The organism is Streptomyces lacaronensis (assembly GCF_047337785.1).
GTDB classification, from domain to species: Bacteria; Actinomycetota; Actinomycetes; order Streptomycetales; family Streptomycetaceae; genus Streptomyces; species Streptomyces lycopersici.
The window spans coordinates 10,148,223-10,169,524 of the sequence record NZ_JBLHDK010000003.1 but is presented as its reverse complement, the minus strand read 5'-3'; the positions used below and the strand labels follow the sequence as shown (position 1 = coordinate 10,169,524).

Here is a 21,302-nt window from a genome sequence, read left to right as displayed (position 1 = left end):
ATTCCGCCGACGGCGTCGGTTCCTCCGAAGCGGTGGCGATCACTGGTACGCCGCTGCTCCGGCCGTGGTGAAGGGGCAGGTATTTCGGTCATGACGGTTCTCACTGTCGACGTCGGCACGTCGGTCATCAAGTCCGTCGTGTTCGACACCGAGGGAAGGGAAGTGGCGGTCTCCCGCACCGGTACGGAGGTGCTGCGACCTCACCCCGGATGGGCCGAGCAGGACATGGACGCGGTGTGGCGCGGGGTCGCCTCCACCGTGCGCGGCGCCCTGGCCCAACTGGGGCCCGGGCATGACGCGGTGCGGCTGATCGCGTTCACCGCCCAGGGGGACGGCTGCTGGCTGGTCGACGGCGACGGCCGCCCCACCGGTCCGGCGATCCTCTGGTCCGACGGGCGCGCCGGTGATCTGCTCGCGCGCTGGCAGGCCGATGGCGTCCTGGCGGAGGCGTACCGCCGCAACGGCTCCCTCACCTGCGCGGGCATGCCCAACGCGGTGCTCACCTGGCTCGCCGGGCACGATCCGGCGCGTCTGGAGCGCTCGCACACCGCGCTGACCGCGGCGGGCTGGCTGTTCCTGAGGCTCACCGGCGTCACGGCGATCGACGCCTCCGACGCGTCGGCCCCCTTCCTCGACCACGCCACGGGCGGGTACGACCCGGCGATCGTGGACCTTTTCGGCCTGGCGTGGGCCCGTCGGCTGCTGCCGCGCGTCCTCGGACACGACGAGTGCGTGGCCGAGCTCACCCACCACGCGGCGGCCGAACTGGGCCTGGCCACCGGCCTTCCCGTCGTGATGGCGCCTTACGACATCGCCGCCACCGCACGCGGCGCCGGGGTCGTCGACCCCGGACAGGCGTGTGCCATCCTCGGCACCACCCTGTGCACCGAGGTGGTGCGCCGGTGCGTGGACACCTCGGGCGAGCCGTGCGGCATCACCATCGCCTTCGGCCGCCACGGCCGTCTGCTGCGTGCCCTTCCCACCCTCTCGGGCACCGAAGTGCTGGACTGGGCGTGCCGGACACTGGCCGTCGAGAGCCCCGCCGCGCTCGGTGACCTCGCCTCCGCGTCCGCACCCGGCGCCGCCGGGCTGGGCTTCCTCCCCTACCTCTCACCCGCCGGGGAACGCGCCCCGTTCCTCGACGGGCGGGCCCGCGGCACCTTCTGGGGCCTGTCGCTGGACCACACCCGCGCCGACCTGGCCCGTGCGGTCTTCGAGGGGCTGTCCCTCGTCGTACGGGACTGCCTGCGAGCCTCCGGAACCGAGGTGCACGAGCTGCGGCTGTGTGGCGGAGGTGCGGGCAGCGACCGCTGGTGTCAGCTCATCGCCGATGCCACCGGCGTCCCGACGGCGCGCGGCACCGACACCGAGCCGGGCGCGAAGGGCGCCTTCCTCACCGGTCTGGTGCTCACCGGCGCCGAGCGGAGCCTGGAGGAGTCCGCCGCCAAGTACATCCGTATGGGCGCCAGTTGGGCACCCGACCCGGACCGGGCCGTGCTCTACGACGAGCTGTCCGCGGCACACCTGGCCTGGCGGGACGCGGCCCGGTCCGTTGGCTGGTCGCCATCCCGGGGACCGGACGCGTCGCCGGCCCGACCGCCCACCCGCACCCCCGCTCAGCGCCCCCACGGCCCCCGTCCGGAGACCTCGGATGTCTGACGCCCTCTCCCCCGACGCCGTCCATCTCGGCCTGGACCTCGGTACGCAGAGCGTGCGCGCGGTCGCCGTGGACGGCACCGGGAAGCTGCTCGCCGCGGCCTCCCGCCCCCTGACCGGCCACCGCGACGGCGTACGCCACGAACAGGACCCCGAGCAGTGGTGGTCCGCCGCCGGTGCCGCCTGCCGCGAGGCCCTGAGCGGCATCGACGACGGGCGGGTGCGGGGTGTGGCGGTGGACGCCACCTCCGGGACCGTCCTCCTCGCCGACCCGTCCGGAACGCCCCTCACCCCGGCCCTGATGTACGACGACGGGCGCGCCGCGGACCACGCCGACCACGTCAACACCGTCGGCGCGGCGGTCTGGGAGCGGCTCGGCTACCGCACCATGCAGCCGTCCTGGGCCCTGCCCAAACTCCTGTGGCTGCTCCGGCACACCGATGTCCCACCGGGGTCCCGGCTGCTGCACCAGGCCGACCTGATCACCTGGCGGCTGGCCGGACGGCAGACCCCCGGCGACGCCAGCCACGCCCTGAAGACGGGCTACGACCTGCTCGCCGACCGCTGGCCCGCCGAGGAGCTGGCCGCCCTCGGCGTCCCCGATGGCCTGCTGCCGGAGGTCGTACGGCCGGGCACCGTGATCGGCACGGTCTGCGCGCGGGCCACCGCGGTCACCGGAATCCCCGTCGACACCCCCATCGTCGCCGGGATGACCGACGGCTGCGCCGCCCAGATCGGGGCGGGCGCGCTCGGCCCGGGGGCCTGGAACTCGGTGCTGGGCACCACCCTGGTCCTCAAGGGCGCCAGCCCCCGTCCGGTGCACGACCCCGCCGGGGTGGTCTACTGCCACCGCGGGCCCGGCGGCAGCTGGCTGCCCGGCGGCGCCTCCAGCAGCGGCGCGGGCGTACTGACCCGGCGCTTCCCCGGCGCCGACCTCGACGCCCGCACCGAAGCGGCCGCCGCGACCGGCTCCACCGCGGTCGTCTACCCGCTCGTCGGCGAGCGGGGCGAACGCTTTCCCTTCCGGGCGCCCGACGCACGCCCCTTCGTCCTGGGCGAACCCTGCGGCGCGGCCGAGGAGTTCCACGCCTGTCTGCTCGGCGTGGCCTGTGTGGAGCGGCTCTGCCTCGACCACCTGGATCACATCGGCGCTCCCGTGGCCGGCCCGCTGAGCCTGACCGGCGGCGGCGCCCGCAACCGCTACTGGTCGCGGCTGCGCGCCGACCTCCTCGGCCGGAGCGTGACCCTGCCCGAGCAGGCCGAGAGCGCCGTCGGCATGGCGGTACTCGCCGCCACCGCCTCGGGCGTCACGCTGGAGCGGGCCGCCGCCGCCATGGTGCGCGACGGAGTCGAACTGCACCCCGATTCCGCCCGCACCGCACGGCTGCTCCCCGTCTACCTCGGCTTCGTCGACGAACTGGTCCGCCGGGGCTGGCTGGAGTCCGAGGTGGCCGCGCACGCCCATAGAAAGGCCGACCAGTGACCGACTTCGTCCTCGTACGGCACGGGGAGACCGTGTGGCACGCGGAGAACCGCTACGCCGGCCGTACCGATGTGCCACTGACCGAACACGGGCACAAGCAGGCCGCCGAGCTCGGCGCCTGGGCCGCGGGCCGGCGGCTGGACGCGGTGCTCAGCTCACCGCTGTCCCGCGCCCGGCTCACCGCCGAGCCCGCCGCGGCCGCGCTCGGCCTCACCCCGCGCGTCGACGAGCGGCTGTACGAGGTGGACTTCGGGCGCGGCGAGGGGCTGACCCGGGCGGAGATGCGGGAGCGGTTCCCGGCGGAGCTGGCCGCGTTCCTGGCCGATCCGGTCGCCCATCACCTGCCCGGTGGCGAGGACCCGGCGGCGGCCGCCGACCGCGCGATCGCCTGTCTGACGGACATCGGGCGGGAGGTGTCCGGGGGACGGGTCCTGGTCGTCGCCCACTCCACCCTCGTCCGCCTGGTCCTGTGCCAGGTGCTCGGCATTCCGCTCGCCCGCTACCGCCAGGTGTTCCCCCGGCTGGAGAACGGCGCCCTGACCGAACTGCGTCTGCGGGACGGCCGGGCATCGCTTCTGCGGCTCAACGCCCCGGCCCTGACCCCCGACTGACCCCTTCCTTTCGGAGTGCCACCGTGTCCACCACCGTCCTCGCCGCCGGCGACCACTTCGTGCTGCCCCGACTGCTCACCGACGAGGCGTCCGGCACCGAAGAGGAGCTCATCGAGGCGCTGCGCGGGCGGCGGATCTGTGTGACGCGGATGGCCCCGCTCACCGAACGGGTCCCGCGGGCCTGCCCCGGCCTCGAACCGTTCCGCGTCAGCCGCGGCGGCCCGGTCAACGCCGACCCCGACGCGGTGGCGGGCGTGGCCCGGCTGGTCTCCCTGGAGGAACTGCTCACCCGCTCCCGTATCCCGCGCGGCGGACCGCTCGCCCACTGCGCCAACCCCCAGGCGGTGCCCTCGCACAGCTGACGCCATCTCGCCGATCGGGGCCCCCGATGGCCGGGCCCGGCTCGGCTCGCCCCTGAACGGCGTCCCTCACCTGGGTAAACTGTTGCTGCCCCGATACGCCCCGATCAGCAGCAGGAGGCCGGATGCCGCCGCAGGACACCTCCGCGACCGGGGCACCGCGGGAAGGGCGGGGGCGGGATGTGCCGCCCGCCCGCCAGGCGCTCTCGGACAGCGTCTACGAGAACATCAAGGCCATGGTCATGGACCATGAGATCACCCCCGGCGCACGCGTCAGCATCGAGGCCCTGTCCCGCGCCCTCAGCGTCTCCCCCACCCCCATCCGGGAGGCGCTGGCCAGACTGGAGGCGGACGGCCTGGTGGTGAAGAGACCGCTGTCGGGGTACCGCACCACCGAGCTGCTGACCCGGCAGGGGCTCGAGGAGCTCTTCGAGATGCGGCAGCTGCTGGAGCCGAGGGCGGCCGCGCTCGCCGCGGTCAACGCCAGTGAGGACCAGCTCGACGCCATCGAGCGGATCGCGGAGGAGATGCACACCCACCCGGGGACCGCCGCCGGGCGCTACGCGGCCTACCGCGGCTTCGCCGCCCTCGACCAGCGCCTCCACGACGCGATCGCCCAGGCGTCCGGGCGGCCGCTGCTCGCGGACGCGGTGCAGCGGCTCCACTCCCATCTGCACATCTTCCGGCTGAGCAGCCAACTCGGCGCCGACGACCCGACCCTCGCGGAGCACCAGCGCGTGGTGCACGCGATATTGCGCCGCAATGCCGACCGCGCGGCCGAAGCGATGGCGGAGCACCTCGCCCGCAGCCTCGGGCGCCAGCTCAGCCGGGACGAGGAGTCCTGACCCGCGGACGCACCGCCGACGTCGCGCGGTCGTGGATGACGCGGATGATCCGGCCGCTCATCCGCTCGTAGTCGCGGTCGTTGTCCACCTCGCCGCGGATCCGGTGGTCGGCCATCACCACCACCCGGTCCGCGAGCGTGATCATCTCCGCGAGATCGCTGCTGATCAGCAGAATGGGCAGCCCATCCCGGGCCAGCTCCCAGATGAGTTGGTGGAAGGCGTGCTTGGTGCGCACATCGACACCCACGGTCGGCTCGTCGACGATGAGCAGCCGGGTGTCGGCCGCCAGCCACTTCGCCAGGCTCACCTTCTGCTGGTTGCCACCGGAGAGCTCACCGGCGTGTCGTCCGAGCCCGGCGACACGGATGCCGAGACGTTCGACGAGGTCCTTCGCCACGTCCCGCTCCTCGCGCGCGGAGACGAAGCCGAGCGCCTTCGCCAGCCTCTTCCACACCGTCACCGTGATGTTCCGGACGATGGGCTGCTCCAGGAAGACCCCTTCCTCCTTGCGGTTCTCGGTGAGATAGCCGATGCCGAAGCGGTGCAGCGCCTGCCGGGGGGAGGTGATGCGCACCGGCTCGCCGTGCACCCGGATCTCGCCGCCGGTGACGCGGTCGAGGCCGAGCATCGCCTTGACCAGTTCGCTGCGCCCCGCGCCCACCAGCCCGTACAGCCCGACGATCTCGCCGGGCCGGACGTCCAGGCTGATGTCCCGGTGGCCGGCGGCGGTGGACACTCCGTCGAACGAGAGCACCGGCGGGGCGGACGTGTCCACCTGCCGGGGACGCATCTCGGTCGCCGCGTGGGCGCGGCCCACCATGAGCGCGACCACGTCGTCCGGTGTGTGCTCGGCGAGCGGCGAGGATTCGAGCACGGAGGCACCGTCACGCAGCACGGTGACGGTGTCACAGATGGCGAACACCTCCTCCAGCTTGTGGCTGACGAAGACGACACACGTGCCCCGGGCCTTCAGCCGCCGCACGACCTCGAAGAGGCGCTCCGCCTCGCGCGGGGAGAGGGAGGCGGTCGGCTCGTCGAGGAGCAGCACCCGGCTCTCGGTGTACAGGGCCTTGGCGATCTCCACCAACTGCTGCTGCGCCACGGACAGTTCACGGACCGGCCGGTCCGGGTCGAGGTCCAGGCCCAGCTCTCCGAGGCAGCGCAGAGCGGGGTCGGTCATGGCGGCGCGGTCGATGAGACCCCGGTGCGAAGGAGGGCTCTGCAGTGTGATGTTCTCGGCCACCGAGAAGCCGGGAATCAGATTGCGCTCCTGGTGCACCACGCCGATGCCGATGCGGGTGGCCTCCAGTGGCGAGCGCGGATGGACTTCGTCGCCGCACCAGAGGAGACGGCCGCTGTCGGGGGTGTGCACCCCGGTCAGGACCTTGATGAGGGTGGACTTTCCCGCGCCGTTCTCGCCGAGCAGCGCGTGGACGGACCCGGCGGTGAGGCGCAGTCCCACGCCGTCCAGGGCCCGTACGCCGGGAAACACCTTGACGATGGCCTGGCAGTCGAGAAGGACGTCACTCATCCGGAGCCTCCCGTGTGCGGCGACACGGCGGCGGGCCGCGCGTCGCTTCGCGGTGGTGCGGGCGGTGCGCTCCCGCGCGAACCACCCCTCTTGGCCAAGTGGCTCTGGTGGATGCGGCCGCCCACCACCGTGCCGAGCACGACCACGCCGATGAGGAAGTTCACCCAGCTCGGATCGAGCGAGAACTGGGCGCGTGCGGCGTCGATGAGCCGCATCACGAAGGCCGCCAGCACCGTGCCGAGCACCGCGACCGAGCCACCGGTGAGCGCGACGCCGCCGATGATGGGAGCCGCGAAGCTGGGCAGCAGCCAGTCGCCGCCGACACTGCGGTTGACTCCGGGCAGCGACGCCGTGGCGGTCAGGGCGGCCACGCCGATCAGGAGCCCCGACAGGGTGTGGGCGAGCACGATCTGCCGGTCGGTGGAGATGCCCGAAAGCCTGGCCGCCAGCGGATTGCCACCTGCCGCGAGCAGCCGGCGGCCGGCGGTGGCGCGGTACAGGAAGGCGGCCAGCAGGGCCGCGGCGGCCAGCGCGGTGACGAACACCAGCGGTACGTTCAGCGGGGCCGCCCGGCCGAAGTCCCTCAGGGCGGCGGAGTATCCGTCGACGGTGCGGGTGCCGGTCAGCCCGTACTGCGCCCCCTGGAGGATCGTCATCGTCCCGAGCGTGACGATAAAGCCGTTGATCTTCGTGACCACGATGAACAGGCCCGTCACCAGGCCGACGGCCGTGGCCGTCAGCACACCGGCCACCACCGCGACCGGGGCGGGCACGCCCTGGTCCGCCATGAGGACGCCCATCAAGCAGGCGGTGAAGCCACCGAGCGCCCCCACCGCGAGATTGAGCTGTCCGACGCACAGCGCCACCATCTGGGCCAGCCCGATGAGAACGGGGGTGGCCAGGTAGCGCAGGAAGGTGCGCACCGACGGGCCCTCGAAGAACGAGCCGGAGGAGGCCACGCCCAGGGCGAGGTAGCCGATGAGCACCACGCACAGCAGGGTCATCGTCGTGGAGCGGGAGAAGCGGCGCAGGGCCGCGGCGCCCCGATCGCGGATCGTCATCATGTCGAACGCACCACCTTGCGATGGGACACCACGGTGCGCACCCGGTCGGCCGAGAGGGCCAGGAGGAGAACGCATCCGAGGTAGATGTTCAGGCTTTCCAGCCCCACCCCGAGCAGATCGAGCCCCTTGCGGATGACCCCGACCAGGGCCGTGCCCAGCAGCGATCCCACGACGGAGACGACGCCACCGGTGAGCAGGGTGCCGCCGAGCACCGAGCCGAGGAACGAGGGCAGCATGAAGTCGTCCCCGATGGAGGCGCGAAAGGTGCCGGTGCTGACGGCGGCCATGAATCCGGCGAGCGCGGCGAGCAGCCCCGAGAGCGTGTGCGCCAGGATGACACGGCGGCCGGTGGGGATGCCGGACAGCTCCGCCGCCGCGGGGTTGGCGCCGGTGAGCAGCAGCTCCCGGCCGATGCGAGTGGCCCCGTACAGGAAACCGAGGCCGAGCAGGGCCAGGACGGTGAACTGCGCGAGCTGCGGTATCACCGGGGATCCGCACACCGGTCCGACGCAGATGTCGGCGAGCGAGTACGAGCGCAGTTCCGCGAGCCCCGACGGCTTGGTGGTGAACGCGGCGTTCTCGGTCAGGGCCGAGTAGAGCAGGGAGACGAGTCCCAGCAGCGCGAAGTCCATCGCGAGGGTCACGACGAAGGAGCTCACCCCGGTACGGGTGATGATCCAGCCGGTCAGCGCGCCGATGGCGGCTCCGGCGCACAGGCACAGCAGCAGGCCGAGCGGCAGTGGCAGCCCCAGCCGGTCGTATCCGAGCCCCGCGAACAGCGCTCCGAAGGCGGCCATCCGTCCGACGGCCAGGTTCATATGCCCCACCGACAGGACGACCATCTGGGCGAGCGCCACCACGGTCAGTGTGGAGATGTCCCGCACCAGCGGGAACAGCACGAGCCGCTCGTCGAGGAAGGTCGGCTGCACCACACCGAACACGGCGCTGAGCCCGACGACGAGCACCAGCAGGCCGAGCCGCTGGTTCACCCAGAACGGCAGCCGGTGCGCGGGGCGCGATGGTGTGGCCCGGGCGGAGCGGGTGTCACGGTCCGGCGGGATGACGGGCGCCGTCATGCCACCCTCCGGTCGTCGATGGCGTCCATGTCCCAGTCGATACCGATCCCCGGCACGTCGGGCGCAACGGCCATCCCGTCGCACATGGTCAGCTCACCGCGGGTCACGGCCCGCAGCTGCGGGATGTGCTCGACGTACCTGCCGTTGGGCACCGCGGCCACGAGGCTGACATGCAGTTCCATCAGGAAGTGCGGGCACACCACGACGTTGTGGCTCTCGGCGGTGTGGGCGACCTTGAGCCAGGGTGTGATCCCGCCGACCCGGGCGGCGTCGACCTGCACGACGGAGGCGGCGCCCGTCTCGAGGTAGGTGCGGAACTGCGGGAGCGCGTACAGGGATTCACCGGCGGCGACGGGAATCCGGGTCGCCCGCGCCAGCCGGGCATGGCCGCTGATGTCGTCCGCCGGAAGGGGCTCCTCGAGCCAGTACGGGTCATAGGGCTCCAGCGCGGCCGCCAGCCGGAGGGCGGAGGACATCGTCTGCGACTGATTGGCGTCCGTCATGATGTGCAGCGACGGGCCGACCGCCTCGCGTACCGCGCGCAGCCGCTCGGCGTCCTCGGCGGGATGCGGCTTGCCCACCTTGATCTTGATACCGGCCCACCCGGCCTTCTGGGCCCGCAGCGCCCCCTTCACCAGGTCGTCGGTGGTGAGATGGAGCCAGCCGCCCTCGGTGTCGTAGACCGGGACCTCCTGGCGGTGGCCGCCGGCCAGCCGCCACAGTGGCTCGCCCGCGCGCTTGCAGCGCACGTCCCACAGCGCGGTGTCCACGGCGGCGAGCGCGAGCGAGGTGATGGCTCCGGTGGTGGTCGCGCGGGTCAGGGCGAACAGCCGCTGCCACAGCGCCTCGACGTTGCGCGCGTCCCGCCCGATGAGGGCGGGCAGCAGGTGGTCCCGCAGCAGCGCCAGTACGGAGGTGCCGCCGGTGCCGATGGTGTACGCGTAGCCGGTGCCCGCGCTGCCGTCGGCCGTGGTGAGGTCGACGAGTACCGTCTCCTGCTTGACGAAGGACTGCACCGCGTCGGTGCGGTCGGTCTCCACGGCGATGTCGGCCAGCTTGGCCGTGGCGGTCGTGATGATGCTCATCCGGTGATGTCCACTTTCTGTGGTGCGGCGACGGCGGGGATCAGCCGCATGCCAAAACGTCGTCGGCGAACCGCCTCTTCAGCTGGGCGGTCTTCGCCTTCCGCGCACGGTCGTAGGTCGTGAGGTTCTCCTCGGTGACGACGAACGAGCCCGAGTCGACGGACTGCCCGGGACTGCGCATGGCGCACTGCTTCGTCTGGAGCAGTGCGAGGGCCCACGCCCCGACCTCGGCCTGCCCCACCGGGTTCTGCACTACGGTGGCGGTGACCGTGCCCTGCCTGATCGAGCCCAGGATCTTGGCGTCGTCGTCGATGGCCACGACCTTCGCCCGCGAACCGGAGCTCTTGACGGCGTCGGCGGCGGCGACGGCCGGGTTGTAGGCGGTGGAGACGATGCCCTGGATCTGCTTGCCCTTGGCCGTCAGCAGGTCGGACACCGCCTTCTGAGCGGTCTGCAGGTCCTTGTCGATGTCGGTGACGGTCTGGAGCAGCCGTACCTTGCCGCCCGACTCCCTCACGGCCCGCGCGACGCCCTTGATCCGCAGCTGGGTGTTGGCGTCCACGTTGTTGCCCGTCAGATGGACCAGCCTGCCCTTGCCGCCCATGGCGTCGATGGCGGCCTTGGCCGCCTTGTACGCGGCGAGTTCGACGTCCGTGGAGAGACAGAAGTCGGCCTCGTTCTTCTTCCCCGCCGGGCAGGAGCCGAGCGAGGCCACGGCGAGGCCCTGCGACTTCAGGTCGGCGAACGTGGTGTTGATGTCGGTCGGCGAGACCCCGAAGACACCGAACGCGTTGTAGCCGCGCGCGGCGAGCGTGGACAGCAGGTTGTTCTGTTTCTGCTGGTCCCACTCCGCCGTCTCGTCGAACCTCACATCCCCGAGCCGGTAGGTCCTCTTCGCCTTGGCGCCGGCGGTCTTCCAGGGCTGGAAGTAGGGGTGGGCGCCGCCGGGGACCAGCGCGACCTTGGTGGCCGACCCGTCGGCGAGCACGGCCGAGCCGCCGCCCGCCCGCGCGGACGCGGGGGCCTGCCCGCCCGACGGCTCACCCGAGTTCTTGAGTGTGCAGGCTGCCGAACCCGTGGCCAGCAACGCCACGGTTACAGCTCCCGGCAGAAGACATCTGGTCCGGAGACGCACCTCATCACCCCCACGAATCAAATAGGAAATTGATGCCGTGATGGTGTGCCAGTCGAGCCGCCCCGTCAAGCCTCTCGACAAAACCCCCTGCAAGACGCCTGGCAAACGCGAGATCCGGCACCCCTGTGGCTCGGGCGCCGGATCTCGTTTCTCAGGTTCCTATAGGAAATTGGTGCGTCGGATCGAACGGCATGATGGTCCAGCCGTCCACGGTCAGCCCGGATGCGGCGGCCGCGGCGCCGAGCACACCGCGCGCCCCGGGCCCGTACAGGGGTCCGCCGTTCATCTGGTCACCGTCCACTTCTGGTTGGCGGCGCCGGTGCAGGTCCATATCTGCAGCCGCGTGCCGTTCGCCGAACTCCCGCCCGTGGCATCCAGACACTTGTTGGTCTGCGGATTCACGATGTCACGCGCCGCCGGAACCGCCCACTGCTGCGCCGCACTCCCATTGCAATCCCACAGCTGAACCGGAGTGCCATCGGCCGTACCACCCGACGCCACATCCAGACACTTCCCCAACGCACGGATCGTGCCATCACCGCCGACGGTCCACTGCTGCGCGGCAGTTCCATTGCAGTCATAGAGCTGCACCGCCGTGCCATTGGCGCTGTCGGCACCCGCCACGTCCACGCACTTGCCACCGACACCGGTGATGGCACCGCCGCCCGGCTGTCCGCTGTCGGTGCTGACCCGGACGTAGTCGACGAGGAGCTGCTGGGGGAAGGAGGTGCTGCCGTCCGGGTCCCCGGGCCAGTAGCCGCCGACCGCGAGGTTGAGGATCACGAAGAAGGGCTTGTTGAACACCCACTGGCGGCCGCCGAGGTCGGCGGGGGTGCGCCGCTGGTACACGGTGCCGTCGACGGACCAGCTGATCGCGTCCGGGCTCCAGTCGATGGCGAAGGTGTGGTACGCGTCGGCGAACGCCTGTCCGCCGGGCAGGGAGTACCCGGCGCCGATGCCACCGGAGCCCGAGTACCCGGGGCCGTGGAGGGTGCCGTGGACCGTGGAGGGCTCGAAGCCCACGTTCTCCATGATGTCGATCTCACCGGAGTTGGGCCAGCCGACCTGCCCGATGTCGTTGCCCAGCATCCAGAACGCGGGCCACATGCCCTGCCCGCGCGGGATCTTCATCCGGGCCTCGACCCGGCCGTAGGCGGTGGTGAACTTGCCGGAGGTGTTCAGCCGGGCGGAGGTGTACTCGCACCGTCCGTACCAGCACTGATAGTTGCCCGGGTTCTCGCGGCGGGCGGTGATGACCAGGTGGCCCTGGCCGTCGAGGGCGGCGTTGCCGTTGCCCGCCGTGTAGTACTGCCGCTCGTGGTTGTTGACGTTGTCCCCCGTCTCGATCTGCCACTTGCCGCCGTTGACGGCGGAGCCGGCGGGCCCGTCGAACTCGTCGGAGAACGTGACGGCGGCCGCCGTGGCGGGTCTCGCGGTGGACTTCGCGGCGGGGCTCGCCGCGGAGGCCGAGGTGCCCTGTGCCAGTCCGGTGGACAGCGACACGAGGGCGAGGACCGGGACGAGGGACACCAGCAGTCGCCGGGGTAGGCGCGGGGAGTCCATGACTCTCCCTTCCAGAAACAGGTGATGACAGGCGCGGAGAGGCATGAGGCGCATGCGAACCAAGCGGTTGCGGCGCCGACCGGGTGCGTGAGCGATCTCAGCGGTACTTAGTTCATTACGTGAGTTAAGAAGTGAAGGAAAAGCCTGTCAAGGGTTTGGTATGGACCAGATATGCCAACAAGTCACCGCGCGAAGGGCTGTTCGCCGCCGCGGACGCCGACGACACGGTCGGCGCGTTCGCCCTCTGAAGGCATGTCATTCATTGGTGCGGACCTATTGACGAGACACGTTCAACTCCCGAAATATATGGGCCCGAGAGTCCGGCCGTGACCTTCCGGCCGGACACCGCATGTCGCGGGCTGCGGCGGCGCCTGTCCGACGGACATGCCACTGCCGGGGCCGGTCCGCGTGTCAGGAAGGCATCCCCCCACATGAATCACAGCGAAGACCTCTCCACCCGGGACCGCGTGCGGCGCCGCCGCCGCCGGACCGTCCTGGCGGTGGCCGCGTCCCTCGCGGCCACCGCGGCGAGCACGACCGCGGCCGCCTGGGCCGGCAACACCGGCCAGGACCGCGCCGACCGCGCCTCGGCATCCGCCGCGCCCGCCGCCGTGGCTCCGTACCTCTACAACGGATGGGGCAATCCCCCGGACCCGGGCGAGGTGATGGACGCCACCGGGGTCGGCTGGTTCACCCTCGCCTTCGTCCTCGACGCGGGCAACTGCGACCCGCGGTGGGACGGCAGCCGCCCGCTGGCCGGCGGGGCCGACGAACAGACCGTGAAGGCCATACGGGCCAAGGGCGGCGATGTGGTGCCGTCCTTCGGTGGCGCGAGCGGCAACAAGCTGGAGCAGTCCTGTGCCGACGCGAAGGCCCTCGCCGGGGCCTACCAGAAGGTCATCGACGCCTACGGCCTCAAGGCCATCGACATCGACATCGAGGGCGACGCCTACAACGACCCGGCCGTCCAGCAGAAGACGATCGACGCCCTGAAGCAGGTGAAGGCCGACAACCCGGGCCTGCTCACCTACGTCACCTTCCCCAGCGATCAGAGTGGCCCCGACGACGGCATGATCCGCCGGGCCGCCGAATCCGACTTCGAGGCCGACAGCTGGACCATCATGCCGTTCGACTTCGGCGGCGAGGGCCAGAACATGGCCGAGCTGACCAAGCAGGCCACCGATGGCCTGAAGGACGCCGTCAAGGGCGCCTACGGCTACAGCGACGAGGACGCCTACCGGCACAGCGGCCTGTCCTCGATGAACGGCATCACCGACGTCAAGGAGACCGTCACCACGGACGACTTCGAGTCGATCCTGGGCTATGCCTCCGAGCACCACCTGTCGCGGCTCTCCTTCTGGTCCGTCAACCGCGACCGCCCCTGCCCCGGCGACTACCCGAACGACGACACCTGCTCCGGAGTCACCCAGGAGCCCTGGCAGTTCACCGGGATATTCGCCCGGTACAAGGGCTGAGGGGGCACATCGCCATGACGAACGACACCACCGGGACAACCGACACCGCTGGGACGAGCGATACCACCCGGCCCGGGCACCGCCGACGCCGTCGCGTCGCCCGCGCCACCGCCGCGTTCGCCGTGCTGGCCGGCGCCGTCGCCGCGGCGCTGACCGTACCGTCGGCGCACGGCGCGGAGGCCGAGCCGGACCTGGGGCCCAACGTGCAGATCTTCGACCCCTCGATGTCCGCGCAGGAGATCCAGGGCAAGCTCGACTCGGTCTTCGGCGAGCAGGAGAAGAACCAGTTCGGCCAGGCCCGGCACGCCCTGCTGTTCAAGCCCGGCTCGTACGACGTCAAGGCCAACGTCGGCTTCTACACACAGGTGGCGGGCCTCGGCCTGTCGCCCGACGACACCATCATCAACGGCCAGGTGCACGCCGAGGCCGACTGGTTCGACGGCAACGCGACACAGAACTTCTGGCGCGACGCCGAGAACCTCGCCGTCAACCCGGACGGCGGCGCCGACCGCTGGGCCGTCTCACAGGCCGCCCCGTACCGCCGTATGCATCTGAAGGGCGATCTCCAGCTGGACGACGGCGGCTGGTCCAGCGGCGGTCTGCTGGCCGACACCAAGGTCGACGGGCAGGTGAAGTCCGGATCGCAGCAGCAGTGGCTGTCCCGGAACACCGAATGGGGCAGCTGGACCGGCTCCAACTGGAACATGGTGTTCGTGGGCGCGCGGAACGCCCCGTCCGGGGACTTCCCCAACCCGCCGTACACCCGGGTCGACAAGTCGCCCATCACCCGTGAGAAGCCGTTCCTGTACGTCGACGACGACGGCGCGTACAAGGTGTTCGTGCCGGAGGTGCGCAAGGACTCGACGGGCACGTCCTGGTCCTCGGGGACGCCGAAGGGCGAATCGCTCCCGCTGAGCGACTTCTTCATCGCCAAGCCGGATGCCACGGCCGAGGAGATGAACGCGGCGCTCGACGCGGGCAAGCACCTGCTCATCACCCCGGGCGTCTACCACCTCGACGCACCGCTGAAGGTGACCCGCCCCGACACCGTCGTCCTGGGCCTCGGGCTGGCCACGCTGGTTCCGGACAACGGGGTCTCGGCGATGAACGTGGCAGACGTGGACGGCGTCAAGCTCGCGGGCCTGCTCATCGACGCGGGTACCGAGAACTCCGACACGCTGATGGAGGTCGGTCCCGAGGACTCGTCCGCGAACCACGCCGACAACCCCACCTCGCTGCACGATGTGTTCTTCCGGGTCGGCGGCGCGGGCGTGGGCAAGGCGACCACCAGCCTGGTGGTCAACAGCTCGAACGTGATCGGCGACCATACGTGGATCTGGCGCGCCGACCACGGCGACGGCGTCGGCTGGGACTCCAACACGGCCGACAACGGGCTCGTCGTCAACGGCGACGACGTGACCATGTACGGCCTGTTCGTCGAGCACTACCAGAAGCACCAGACGACCTGGAACGGCGAGGGCGGCCGCACGTACTTCTACCAGAACGAGATGCCGTACGACCCGCCCGACCAGGACGCCTGGATGAACGGCTCCACCAAGGGATACGCCGCCTACAAGGTGGCCGACTCGGTCAAGCGCCATGAGGCGTGGGGCCTGGGCAGCTACTGCTTCTTCAACACCAACAAGTCCGTCACCGCCGAGCACGCCTTCGAGGTTCCCCAGAGCCCGGATGTGAAGTTCCACCACATGGTCACCGTCTCGCTCGGCGGCACCGGCACCATCAACCATGTCATCAATGGCACGGGAGGTCCCTCGGACGCCAACAGCAACGTGGCGAACGTGACCGAATACCCCTGATCCCGTAACACGTTCCACCAGTTCCACCGGCTTCACCAGTTCGCCTGTGGGGCGCGGGTACGTCGCCCGCGCCCCACAGGCCGGTACCGCGGTGGCGGCCACTTCGATCGCTCCCCCGTCCCAGGCGGCGGAGGAGGTCCCCGGCCGGGGTGGCGCGGTGTATCAGCCTTGCCTCGCGGGGTCGTCGGGCGTGGAGCCGGTCAGGGCGGCCGCGGTCTGGTGAGGTGCCGGGCCAGTACCTCGGCCGCGGTGTCGGCGTCGCGGGCCACCGCCGCCTCCTCCAGGCGGCGGTGTTCGTCGATGCCGTCCCGGTCCGGGTCGCGGTGCGCCGACCAGCGGCGGGCCAGTTCGCTCGCGGTCCACATCCGGTCGAAGGTCTCCAGGAGGACGGGGTTGCCGCAGCCCTCCAGCAGGGTGCGGTGGAAGCTCCGATGGGCCTCGGACCAGGCCTCGCTGTAGTACTCGCCCTCCTCCGGCAGATACGGCGGGGTGCGCGCCAGACGGTGGTGGGCGGCCCGTACCCGAGCCTCCCAGTCCACGTCGCCGCGCTCGATGGACAGGCGCAGCACGACCGGTTCGACGGTCCGGCGGGCCTCCGCGATCTCCTGCCAGCGGCGGTCGGAGAAGGCCGGGACGGCGAAGCCGCGGTTGGGCAGCCGGTCGGCGAGGCCCTCGCCGACCACCCGTACGAGCGCCTCGCGCACGACGGCCAGGCTCACGCCCTGCTCCTTGGCGAGGTCCTGCGGTTTGAGGGCGTCACCGGGGGCGTGGTCCCCGCGCATGATCGCGTGCCGACGCCCCCACCGGGTCCGGGTTCTGGCACTGGGCGGTGGCCGACATCCCCGCCACCGTGACCGAGCTGCCCGAGGGCGCCGGCGACGACACCGGCTCGGGCCTGCCCGAGGGCGCCTTCCAACTGCCCAACGACGCCCGAGCGGCCCGCTACATCGGCGCCGCCCCGCCGACCGGGCACGGCCCGCACCGCTACTTGGTCGTGGTGCACGCCCTCGACGTCGAGTCCATCGGCGTCCCGGCCGACGCCACCCCGGCCGTCCTCGGCTTCACCATGAGCGGCCATATCCTCGGCCGCGCGGTTCTGACGGCCACCGCCGAAACCCCCGCCTGACGAAGGGCAAGAGGGTGGCCCTCGGCCACGCTTCATGGCCGAGGGCCCGTCCAGCACCCGCTGGTCGCCGCCACCGCCCCGCTGCGGACCCTGGCCGTGCCGCCCGCCCCCCGCGCGCTCCCCATGCGGCGACGGCGGGGCGTCGACGCGTTGCGTGCCGCTCGGGGCCCTTGCCGCGATCGACGCCCAACTCGACCTGCTCGCCGAGGTGTTCGACCGGCCGCCGATCCCACCCGCGTCGCATCCGGCCGCGGCCACCGCCCGCTCATAACGCATACGGCCGACCAGCCGTGGAGCAAAGGCCGAGGCGACGCACCACTGAACGTGAAGATCCGCCGCCCGATTTGGTCCGGACCATTGACACTACTGGTCTAGTCCTGTTGTCTCATGGGCGCGCAACCCCCCATGCTCCTGTCCATCCCCCCTCACATCAGCTCCGCCTTCCCCCCACACCAAGGAGCGGCCCCCATGAGCCTCCGTTTCCCCTTGAGCAAGAGGGCCCTGACCGGCGTGTGCGCGTCCGTCGCCGCGGCCGGGCTGCTCGCCACGGTCTCGACGACGACCGCCGACGCGGGTACCACCTCCGACGCCGGTACCACCTCCGCCACCACGAAGGCGGCACTCCCCGACCACGCGCTCGTGGGCTATCTGCACTCGAGCTTCGCCAACGGCTCCGGATACACCCGGATGGCCGATGTCCCCGACAGCTGGGACCTCATCGACCTGGCCTTCGGCGAGCCCACCTCCACCACCTCCGGCGACATCCGCTTCAGCCTCTGCCCCCAGAGCGAATGCCCGAACGTCGAGTCGGAGGAGGAGTTCAAGGCCGCCATCAAAGCCAAGCAGGCCGCGGGCAAGAAGGTGCTGATATCCATCGGCGGGCAGAACGGTCAGGTGCAGCTCACCACCACCGCCGCCCGCGACAAGTTCGTCGAATCGGTCGGGGCGATCATCGACAAGTACGGACTGGACGGCCTCGACATCGACTTCGAGGGCCACTCGCTCTCGCTTGACGACGGCGACACCGACTTCAAGAACCCGAAGACCCCCGCGATCGTCAATCTCATCGCGGCCGTGAAGTCACTCAAGGCGAAGTACGGATCCGACTTCGTCCTCACCATGGCTCCGGAGACCTTCTTCGTACAGCTGGGCTACCAGTTCTACGGCTCGGGCGCCTCCGGCGGCCAGGACCCCCGCTCCGGGGCGTATCTGCCGGTCATCCACGCACTGCGGGACGATCTGACCCTGCTGCACGTCCAGGACTACAACTCCGGACCGATCATGGGGCTCGACAACCAGTTCCACAATATGGGCAACGCCGACTTCCACATCGCGATGACCGACATGCTGCTCACCGGCTTCCCCGTCGCGGGCGACACCAACAACGTCTTCCCCGCCCTGGACCCGTCCCAGGTGGCGATCGGCCTGCCCGCGAGCCCCAACGCGGGCAACGGTCACACCACGCCGGGGGATGTGACCAAGGCCCTCAACTGCCTGACGAAGAAGAGCGACTGCGGCGGCTATGAGCCCCACGGCAGCTGGCCCGCCCTCCGCGGGCTGATGGCCTGGTCGATCAACTGGGACGGCTTCAACGGCGGCGAGTTCTCGAAGAACTTCGACAGCTACTACGGCTGACCCATCGCCCCGGTCATGGGCGCCGACGGCGCCCATGACCGGGGGCTTGCCTTCGTGTGCGCTTCAACTCCTAGCGTTCACCGGCATGGAGACCAAGGCGCACAACAGAACGCTGGGCCGCAGCGGCATCGACGTGAGCCCCCTCGGCTTCGGCTGCTGGGCCATCGGCGGTGAGTGGCGGTCCACCGACGGGCAGCCCCTGGGCTGGGGCAAGGTCGACGATGACGAGTCGGTCCGCGCGATCCGGCGCGCACTCGACCTCGGCGTCACCTTCTTCGACACCGCCGACGCGTACGGCACCGGCCACAGCGAACGCGTGCTCGGCCGCGCCCTCGGCAAGCACCGCGGCGATGTCGTCGTCGCCACCAAATGGGGCAATGTCTTCGACGAGCGGACCCGGATCCGCGAGGGCCAGGACGACTCGCCGGAGCATGTACGCCGCGCCCTGACCGCCTCGCTGCGACGCCTGGACACGGACCATGTCGACCTGTACCAGCTCCACATCTCCGACGCCGACCCCGAACGGGCCGTCCAACTCCGCCAGACCTGTGAGGAGTTGGTACGCGAGGGACTTATCCGCGCTTACGCGTGGAGCACCGATGACCCCGACCGGGCCGCCGTCTTCGCCGAGGGCCCGCACTGCGCGGCCGTCCAGCACCGTCTGAACATCCTCCAGGACGCGCCCGAACTCCTCGCGCTCTGCGCGGAGTCGGACCTCGCCAGCGTCAACCGCAGCCCCCTCGCCATGGGGCTGCTCGCGGGCAAGCACACCGCCGGGCGCGCCCTGGACGGCGGGGACATCCGCAACGCGCCGCCCGCCTGGCTGCCGGGGTTCATCGCGAACGCGGGCGCGGACCCGGCCTGGCTACGGCGGGTCGACGCCCTGCGGTCCATCCTCACCAGCGACGGCCGTACCCTCGCGCAGGGCGCCCTCGGCTGGATCTGGGCCCGCAGCCCGCGGACGATCCCGATCCCCGGCTTCCGTACGGTCGCCCAGGCCGAGGAGAACGCGGGCGCGATCGCGAAGGGGCCGCTCACGGCCGGGCAGATGGCCGATGTCGACCGGATCCTGGGGCGGTGAGCGGATGCGGCATGCTCAGCGTGTGTCGACCCACCGCTGAATCGCGGCGTCGAGCTCCTTGAGGACGCCATCGTCGGACGTGGCGGTGTCAGGTGTTGCGGTGTCGGGTGTGGCGGTGTCGGACGTGGCGGTGTCGGGTGAGTCGGTGTCGGATGAGTCGGCCCAGACGACGACACCGTCGGGACGTACGAGCAGGCTGGGTGGCGACGTGGCGGAGGCGGGGTCCGCCACGTACGCGATCCGGTGCTCCAGCGGGCCCACGACCTCGGCGAAGCGCCCCTCGGGCGAACGGTCCACGAGGACGAAGCGGCCGTCGTGGGCGTGGTCGGCGAGACGGTCGCCGGAGGACAGCTCGACATCCCCGGCGATCGAGCCGACCGGTCCCGCCGCACCATCAGCCACGTCATAGCGCTGTGTGATGCCGGACGTCCGCGCGACCACGCGGTTCATCACGCCCGGCACGGTGAACAGTTCCCCGCCGACGACCTCGCGCAGCCGCGCGGTGTGTTCGTCGCCGCGCATCAGGGCGACCTGCGCCCGCGTCCAGTCGAGCACCCACGCCGCGATCGGGTGGCGTTCGCTCTCGTAGGTGTCGAGCAGTCCGGCCGGGGCGTGCCCCCGCACGGTCGCGGCGAGCTTCCAGCCGAGATTGACCGCGTCGCCGAGGCCGAGGTTCAGCCCCTGGCCGCTGAACGGCGCGTGCACATGCGCGGCATCGCCCGCGAGCAGCACCCGGCCGTGGCGGTAGGACTGGGCCTGCCGGGCGTTGTCGGACCAGCGGGTCGCACGGCCGTGAAGACCCTTGAGCGTCACGTCGAGGCCGGTGACGTCGCGTATGACCGCCTGGAGTTCGTCGAGTGTGACGGGGGCGTCGCGGTCCTGCGGGCGCGGGCCGAAGCGAGCGACGAGAACGCGCCCGGGGATCGGGCCATAGGCGTAGATGCCGCGGGGTGTCCACGTCCAGCCGCGGCTGAGCTCGCCGGGGGCGTCGAAGTCGGCGACCGCCTGGTATCCCACCAGCTGCGGATCGGTGCCGGTGAAGCCGATGCCCAGTTGCCTGCGGATGGCGCTGCGTCCGCCGTCGGCCGCGACGACCCACCCCGCCGTCATCTCGCCCGCGCTGGTCTCCACCACGACATCGGCGTCATCGGTGAGGTCCGCTTCCGCGTGTCGCGTAGCACCGACACCGCGCACAGCCACACCGCGCACACCCCGCACCTCGACACCTCTGCGCACCTCCACGCCGAGCCGGGCGCAGTGCTCCCCGAGCAGCAGCTCGAGATCGTGCTGGGGCACAAGGACGCCGCCCGACGCCGCGGTGTGCGCGGCCAGCACCGGATCACCCTGATCGACCAGCTCATCGCGGAACAGCATGCCCGCGAAATGCCCGGCGACCGGGAAGCGGCGCGCGCCCCGCGCATCCCGGTCCAGCTGGTTCACGAGGGCGTTCTTCCGGCCGTGGCCGGCGAAGGCGCCGACGGACGCCAGCAACCGCCGCTGTACGTCCTCCGCGGCCGGCAACAGCCCCCGCCGGTCGAGGATTTCCGCACTGGCGACGTTGATCGACCCGGCCTTGATCGTCGAATCGGGCTCCCGGAGCTGCTCCAGAACCCTCACCCGTACACCCTGGAGTGCCAGTTCACCAGCGAGGAAGAGGCCCGTGGGCCCGGCTCCGACGACGATCACATCGCTGCGCCGCATGGACACGCTCCCTTTATCCTTACTCGGTAAGTTTACTTGGTAAAGGTAACGGGAAGGGC

At 71.1% G+C, this 21,302-nt stretch carries 15 protein-coding genes and 4 pseudogenes; 10 read left to right on the top strand and 9 right to left on the bottom strand.

Features of this window, described 5'->3' with window-relative positions; all coding sequences use genetic code 11:
- The first annotated feature begins 90 nt into the window (after positions 1-90).
- The 5 genes and pseudogenes from ACMTAK_RS43995 (at position 91) to ACMTAK_RS43975 (ending at position 4,954) form a co-directional block, all read left to right on the top strand.
- Positions 91-1,659, top strand: coding sequence for an FGGY family carbohydrate kinase (locus ACMTAK_RS43995; RefSeq protein WP_413811336.1), 1,569 nt, complete (start codon positions 91-93; stop codon positions 1,657-1,659).
- The gene (locus ACMTAK_RS43990) at positions 1,652-3,139 is read left to right on the top strand and encodes an FGGY-family carbohydrate kinase (protein ID WP_413811335.1); all 1,488 of its coding nucleotides are present in this window, start codon (positions 1,652-1,654) and stop codon (positions 3,137-3,139) included. Before ACMTAK_RS43995 ends, ACMTAK_RS43990 begins: the two co-directional genes overlap by 8 nt.
- Positions 3,136-3,750 (top strand): histidine phosphatase family protein, encoded by a 615-nt coding sequence (locus ACMTAK_RS43985; protein ID WP_413811334.1) that lies wholly within the window; start codon positions 3,136-3,138, stop codon positions 3,748-3,750. Before ACMTAK_RS43990 ends, ACMTAK_RS43985 begins: the two co-directional genes overlap by 4 nt.
- Positions 3,751-3,773: 23 nt before the next feature.
- Positions 3,774-4,010, top strand: a pseudogene (locus ACMTAK_RS43980) (hydroxyacid dehydrogenase); the annotation flags it as partial.
- Positions 4,011-4,234: 224 nt separating this feature from the next.
- Positions 4,235-4,954, top strand: coding sequence for a GntR family transcriptional regulator (locus tag ACMTAK_RS43975; protein WP_413811333.1), 720 nt, complete (start codon positions 4,235-4,237; stop codon positions 4,952-4,954).
- On the opposite strand, the gene ACMTAK_RS43970 is transcribed toward ACMTAK_RS43975, so the two are convergent.
- From ACMTAK_RS43970 to ACMTAK_RS43940, 7 genes are all read right to left on the bottom strand, one after another.
- Positions 4,932-6,485 (bottom strand): sugar ABC transporter ATP-binding protein, encoded by a 1,554-nt coding sequence (locus ACMTAK_RS43970; protein WP_413811332.1) that lies wholly within the window; start codon positions 6,483-6,485, stop codon positions 4,932-4,934. The genes ACMTAK_RS43975 and ACMTAK_RS43970 overlap by 23 nt on opposite strands.
- Positions 6,482-7,549, bottom strand: a complete 1,068-nt coding sequence (locus ACMTAK_RS43965; protein ID WP_413811331.1) for an ABC transporter permease — start codon at positions 7,547-7,549, stop codon at positions 6,482-6,484. Before ACMTAK_RS43965 ends, ACMTAK_RS43970 begins: the two co-directional genes overlap by 4 nt.
- On the bottom strand, positions 7,546-8,625 hold the full coding sequence (locus ACMTAK_RS43960) for an ABC transporter permease (protein WP_413811330.1): 1,080 nt from the start codon (positions 8,623-8,625) through the stop codon (positions 7,546-7,548). The genes ACMTAK_RS43965 and ACMTAK_RS43960 overlap by 4 nt, the downstream gene beginning before the upstream one ends.
- Positions 8,622-9,710, bottom strand: a complete 1,089-nt coding sequence (locus ACMTAK_RS43955) for a mandelate racemase/muconate lactonizing enzyme family protein (RefSeq protein ID WP_413811329.1) — start codon at positions 9,708-9,710, stop codon at positions 8,622-8,624. The genes ACMTAK_RS43960 and ACMTAK_RS43955 overlap by 4 nt, the downstream gene beginning before the upstream one ends.
- A gap of 40 nt (positions 9,711-9,750) precedes the next feature.
- Positions 9,751-10,845 (bottom strand): substrate-binding domain-containing protein, encoded by a 1,095-nt coding sequence (locus ACMTAK_RS43950; RefSeq protein WP_413811328.1) that lies wholly within the window; start codon positions 10,843-10,845, stop codon positions 9,751-9,753.
- Between the two features lie 151 nt (positions 10,846-10,996).
- Positions 10,997-11,131, bottom strand: coding sequence for a hypothetical protein (locus ACMTAK_RS43945; protein ID WP_413811327.1), 135 nt, complete (start codon positions 11,129-11,131; stop codon positions 10,997-10,999).
- Positions 11,128-12,408, bottom strand: a complete 1,281-nt coding sequence (locus tag ACMTAK_RS43940; protein ID WP_413811326.1) for a ricin-type beta-trefoil lectin domain protein — start codon at positions 12,406-12,408, stop codon at positions 11,128-11,130. The genes ACMTAK_RS43945 and ACMTAK_RS43940 overlap by 4 nt, the downstream gene beginning before the upstream one ends.
- A 431-nt stretch (positions 12,409-12,839) precedes the next feature.
- On the opposite strand from ACMTAK_RS43940, the gene ACMTAK_RS43935 reads away from it, so the two are divergent.
- On the top strand, positions 12,840-13,883 hold the full coding sequence (locus tag ACMTAK_RS43935; RefSeq protein ID WP_413811325.1) for a chitinase: 1,044 nt from the start codon (positions 12,840-12,842) through the stop codon (positions 13,881-13,883).
- 14 nt (positions 13,884-13,897) lie between these two features.
- Entirely contained in the window at positions 13,898-15,700 is a 1,803-nt protein-coding gene (locus tag ACMTAK_RS43930) for a coagulation factor 5/8 type domain-containing protein (RefSeq protein WP_413811324.1), read from the top strand.
- A gap of 162 nt (positions 15,701-15,862) precedes the next feature.
- Here ACMTAK_RS43930 and ACMTAK_RS43925 read toward each other — a convergent pair.
- Positions 15,863-16,482 (bottom strand): annotated as a pseudogene (locus ACMTAK_RS43925) (GntR family transcriptional regulator).
- Positions 16,483-16,493: 11 nt separating this feature from the next.
- On the opposite strand from ACMTAK_RS43925, the pseudogene ACMTAK_RS43920 reads away from it, so the two are divergent.
- The 3 genes and pseudogenes from ACMTAK_RS43920 to ACMTAK_RS43910 form a co-directional block, all read left to right on the top strand.
- A pseudogene (locus tag ACMTAK_RS43920) lies at positions 16,494-16,826 on the top strand (YbhB/YbcL family Raf kinase inhibitor-like protein); the annotation flags it as partial.
- 615 nt (positions 16,827-17,441) lie between these two features.
- Positions 17,442-18,461 (top strand): annotated as a pseudogene (locus ACMTAK_RS43915) (chitinase); the annotation flags it as partial.
- 85 nt (positions 18,462-18,546) lie between these two features.
- Entirely contained in the window at positions 18,547-19,542 is a 996-nt protein-coding gene (locus ACMTAK_RS43910; protein WP_413811323.1) for an aldo/keto reductase, read from the top strand.
- 15 nt (positions 19,543-19,557) lie between these two features.
- Here ACMTAK_RS43910 and ACMTAK_RS43905 read toward each other — a convergent pair whose 3' ends face one another.
- Positions 19,558-21,243 carry an FAD-dependent monooxygenase gene (locus tag ACMTAK_RS43905; protein ID WP_413811322.1) on the bottom strand — a complete coding sequence of 562 codons (1,686 nt, stop codon included), beginning with the start codon at positions 21,241-21,243 and terminating at the stop codon, positions 19,558-19,560.
- Positions 21,244-21,302: the final 59 nt, after the last annotated feature.

Bases quoted from the DNA above. Each gene is read 5' to 3' on its own strand.
- ACMTAK_RS43995 (WP_413811336.1), top strand. From the start codon at position 91: ATGACGGTTCTCACTGTCGACGTCGGCACGTCGGTCATCAAGTCCGTC.
- ACMTAK_RS43990 (WP_413811335.1), top strand. From the start codon at position 1,652: ATGTCTGACGCCCTCTCCCCCGACGCCGTCCATCTCGGCCTGGACCTC.
- ACMTAK_RS43975 (WP_413811333.1), top strand. From the start codon at position 4,235: ATGCCGCCGCAGGACACCTCCGCGACCGGGGCACCGCGGGAAGGGCGG.
- ACMTAK_RS43970 (WP_413811332.1), bottom strand. From the start codon at position 6,485: ATGAGTGACGTCCTTCTCGACTGCCAGGCCATCGTCAAGGTGTTTCCC.
- ACMTAK_RS43965 (WP_413811331.1), bottom strand. From the start codon at position 7,549: ATGATGACGATCCGCGATCGGGGCGCCGCGGCCCTGCGCCGCTTCTCC.
- ACMTAK_RS43960 (WP_413811330.1), bottom strand. From the start codon at position 8,625: ATGACGGCGCCCGTCATCCCGCCGGACCGTGACACCCGCTCCGCCCGG.
- ACMTAK_RS43955 (WP_413811329.1), bottom strand. From the start codon at position 9,710: ATGAGCATCATCACGACCGCCACGGCCAAGCTGGCCGACATCGCCGTG.
- ACMTAK_RS43945 (WP_413811327.1), bottom strand. From the start codon at position 11,131: ATGAACGGCGGACCCCTGTACGGGCCCGGGGCGCGCGGTGTGCTCGGC.
- ACMTAK_RS43940 (WP_413811326.1), bottom strand. From the start codon at position 12,408: ATGGACTCCCCGCGCCTACCCCGGCGACTGCTGGTGTCCCTCGTCCCG.
- ACMTAK_RS43935 (WP_413811325.1), top strand. From the start codon at position 12,840: ATGAATCACAGCGAAGACCTCTCCACCCGGGACCGCGTGCGGCGCCGC.
- ACMTAK_RS43930 (WP_413811324.1), top strand. From the start codon at position 13,898: ATGACGAACGACACCACCGGGACAACCGACACCGCTGGGACGAGCGAT.
- ACMTAK_RS43910 (WP_413811323.1), top strand. From the start codon at position 18,547: ATGGAGACCAAGGCGCACAACAGAACGCTGGGCCGCAGCGGCATCGAC.
- ACMTAK_RS43905 (WP_413811322.1), bottom strand. From the start codon at position 21,243: ATGCGGCGCAGCGATGTGATCGTCGTCGGAGCCGGGCCCACGGGCCTC.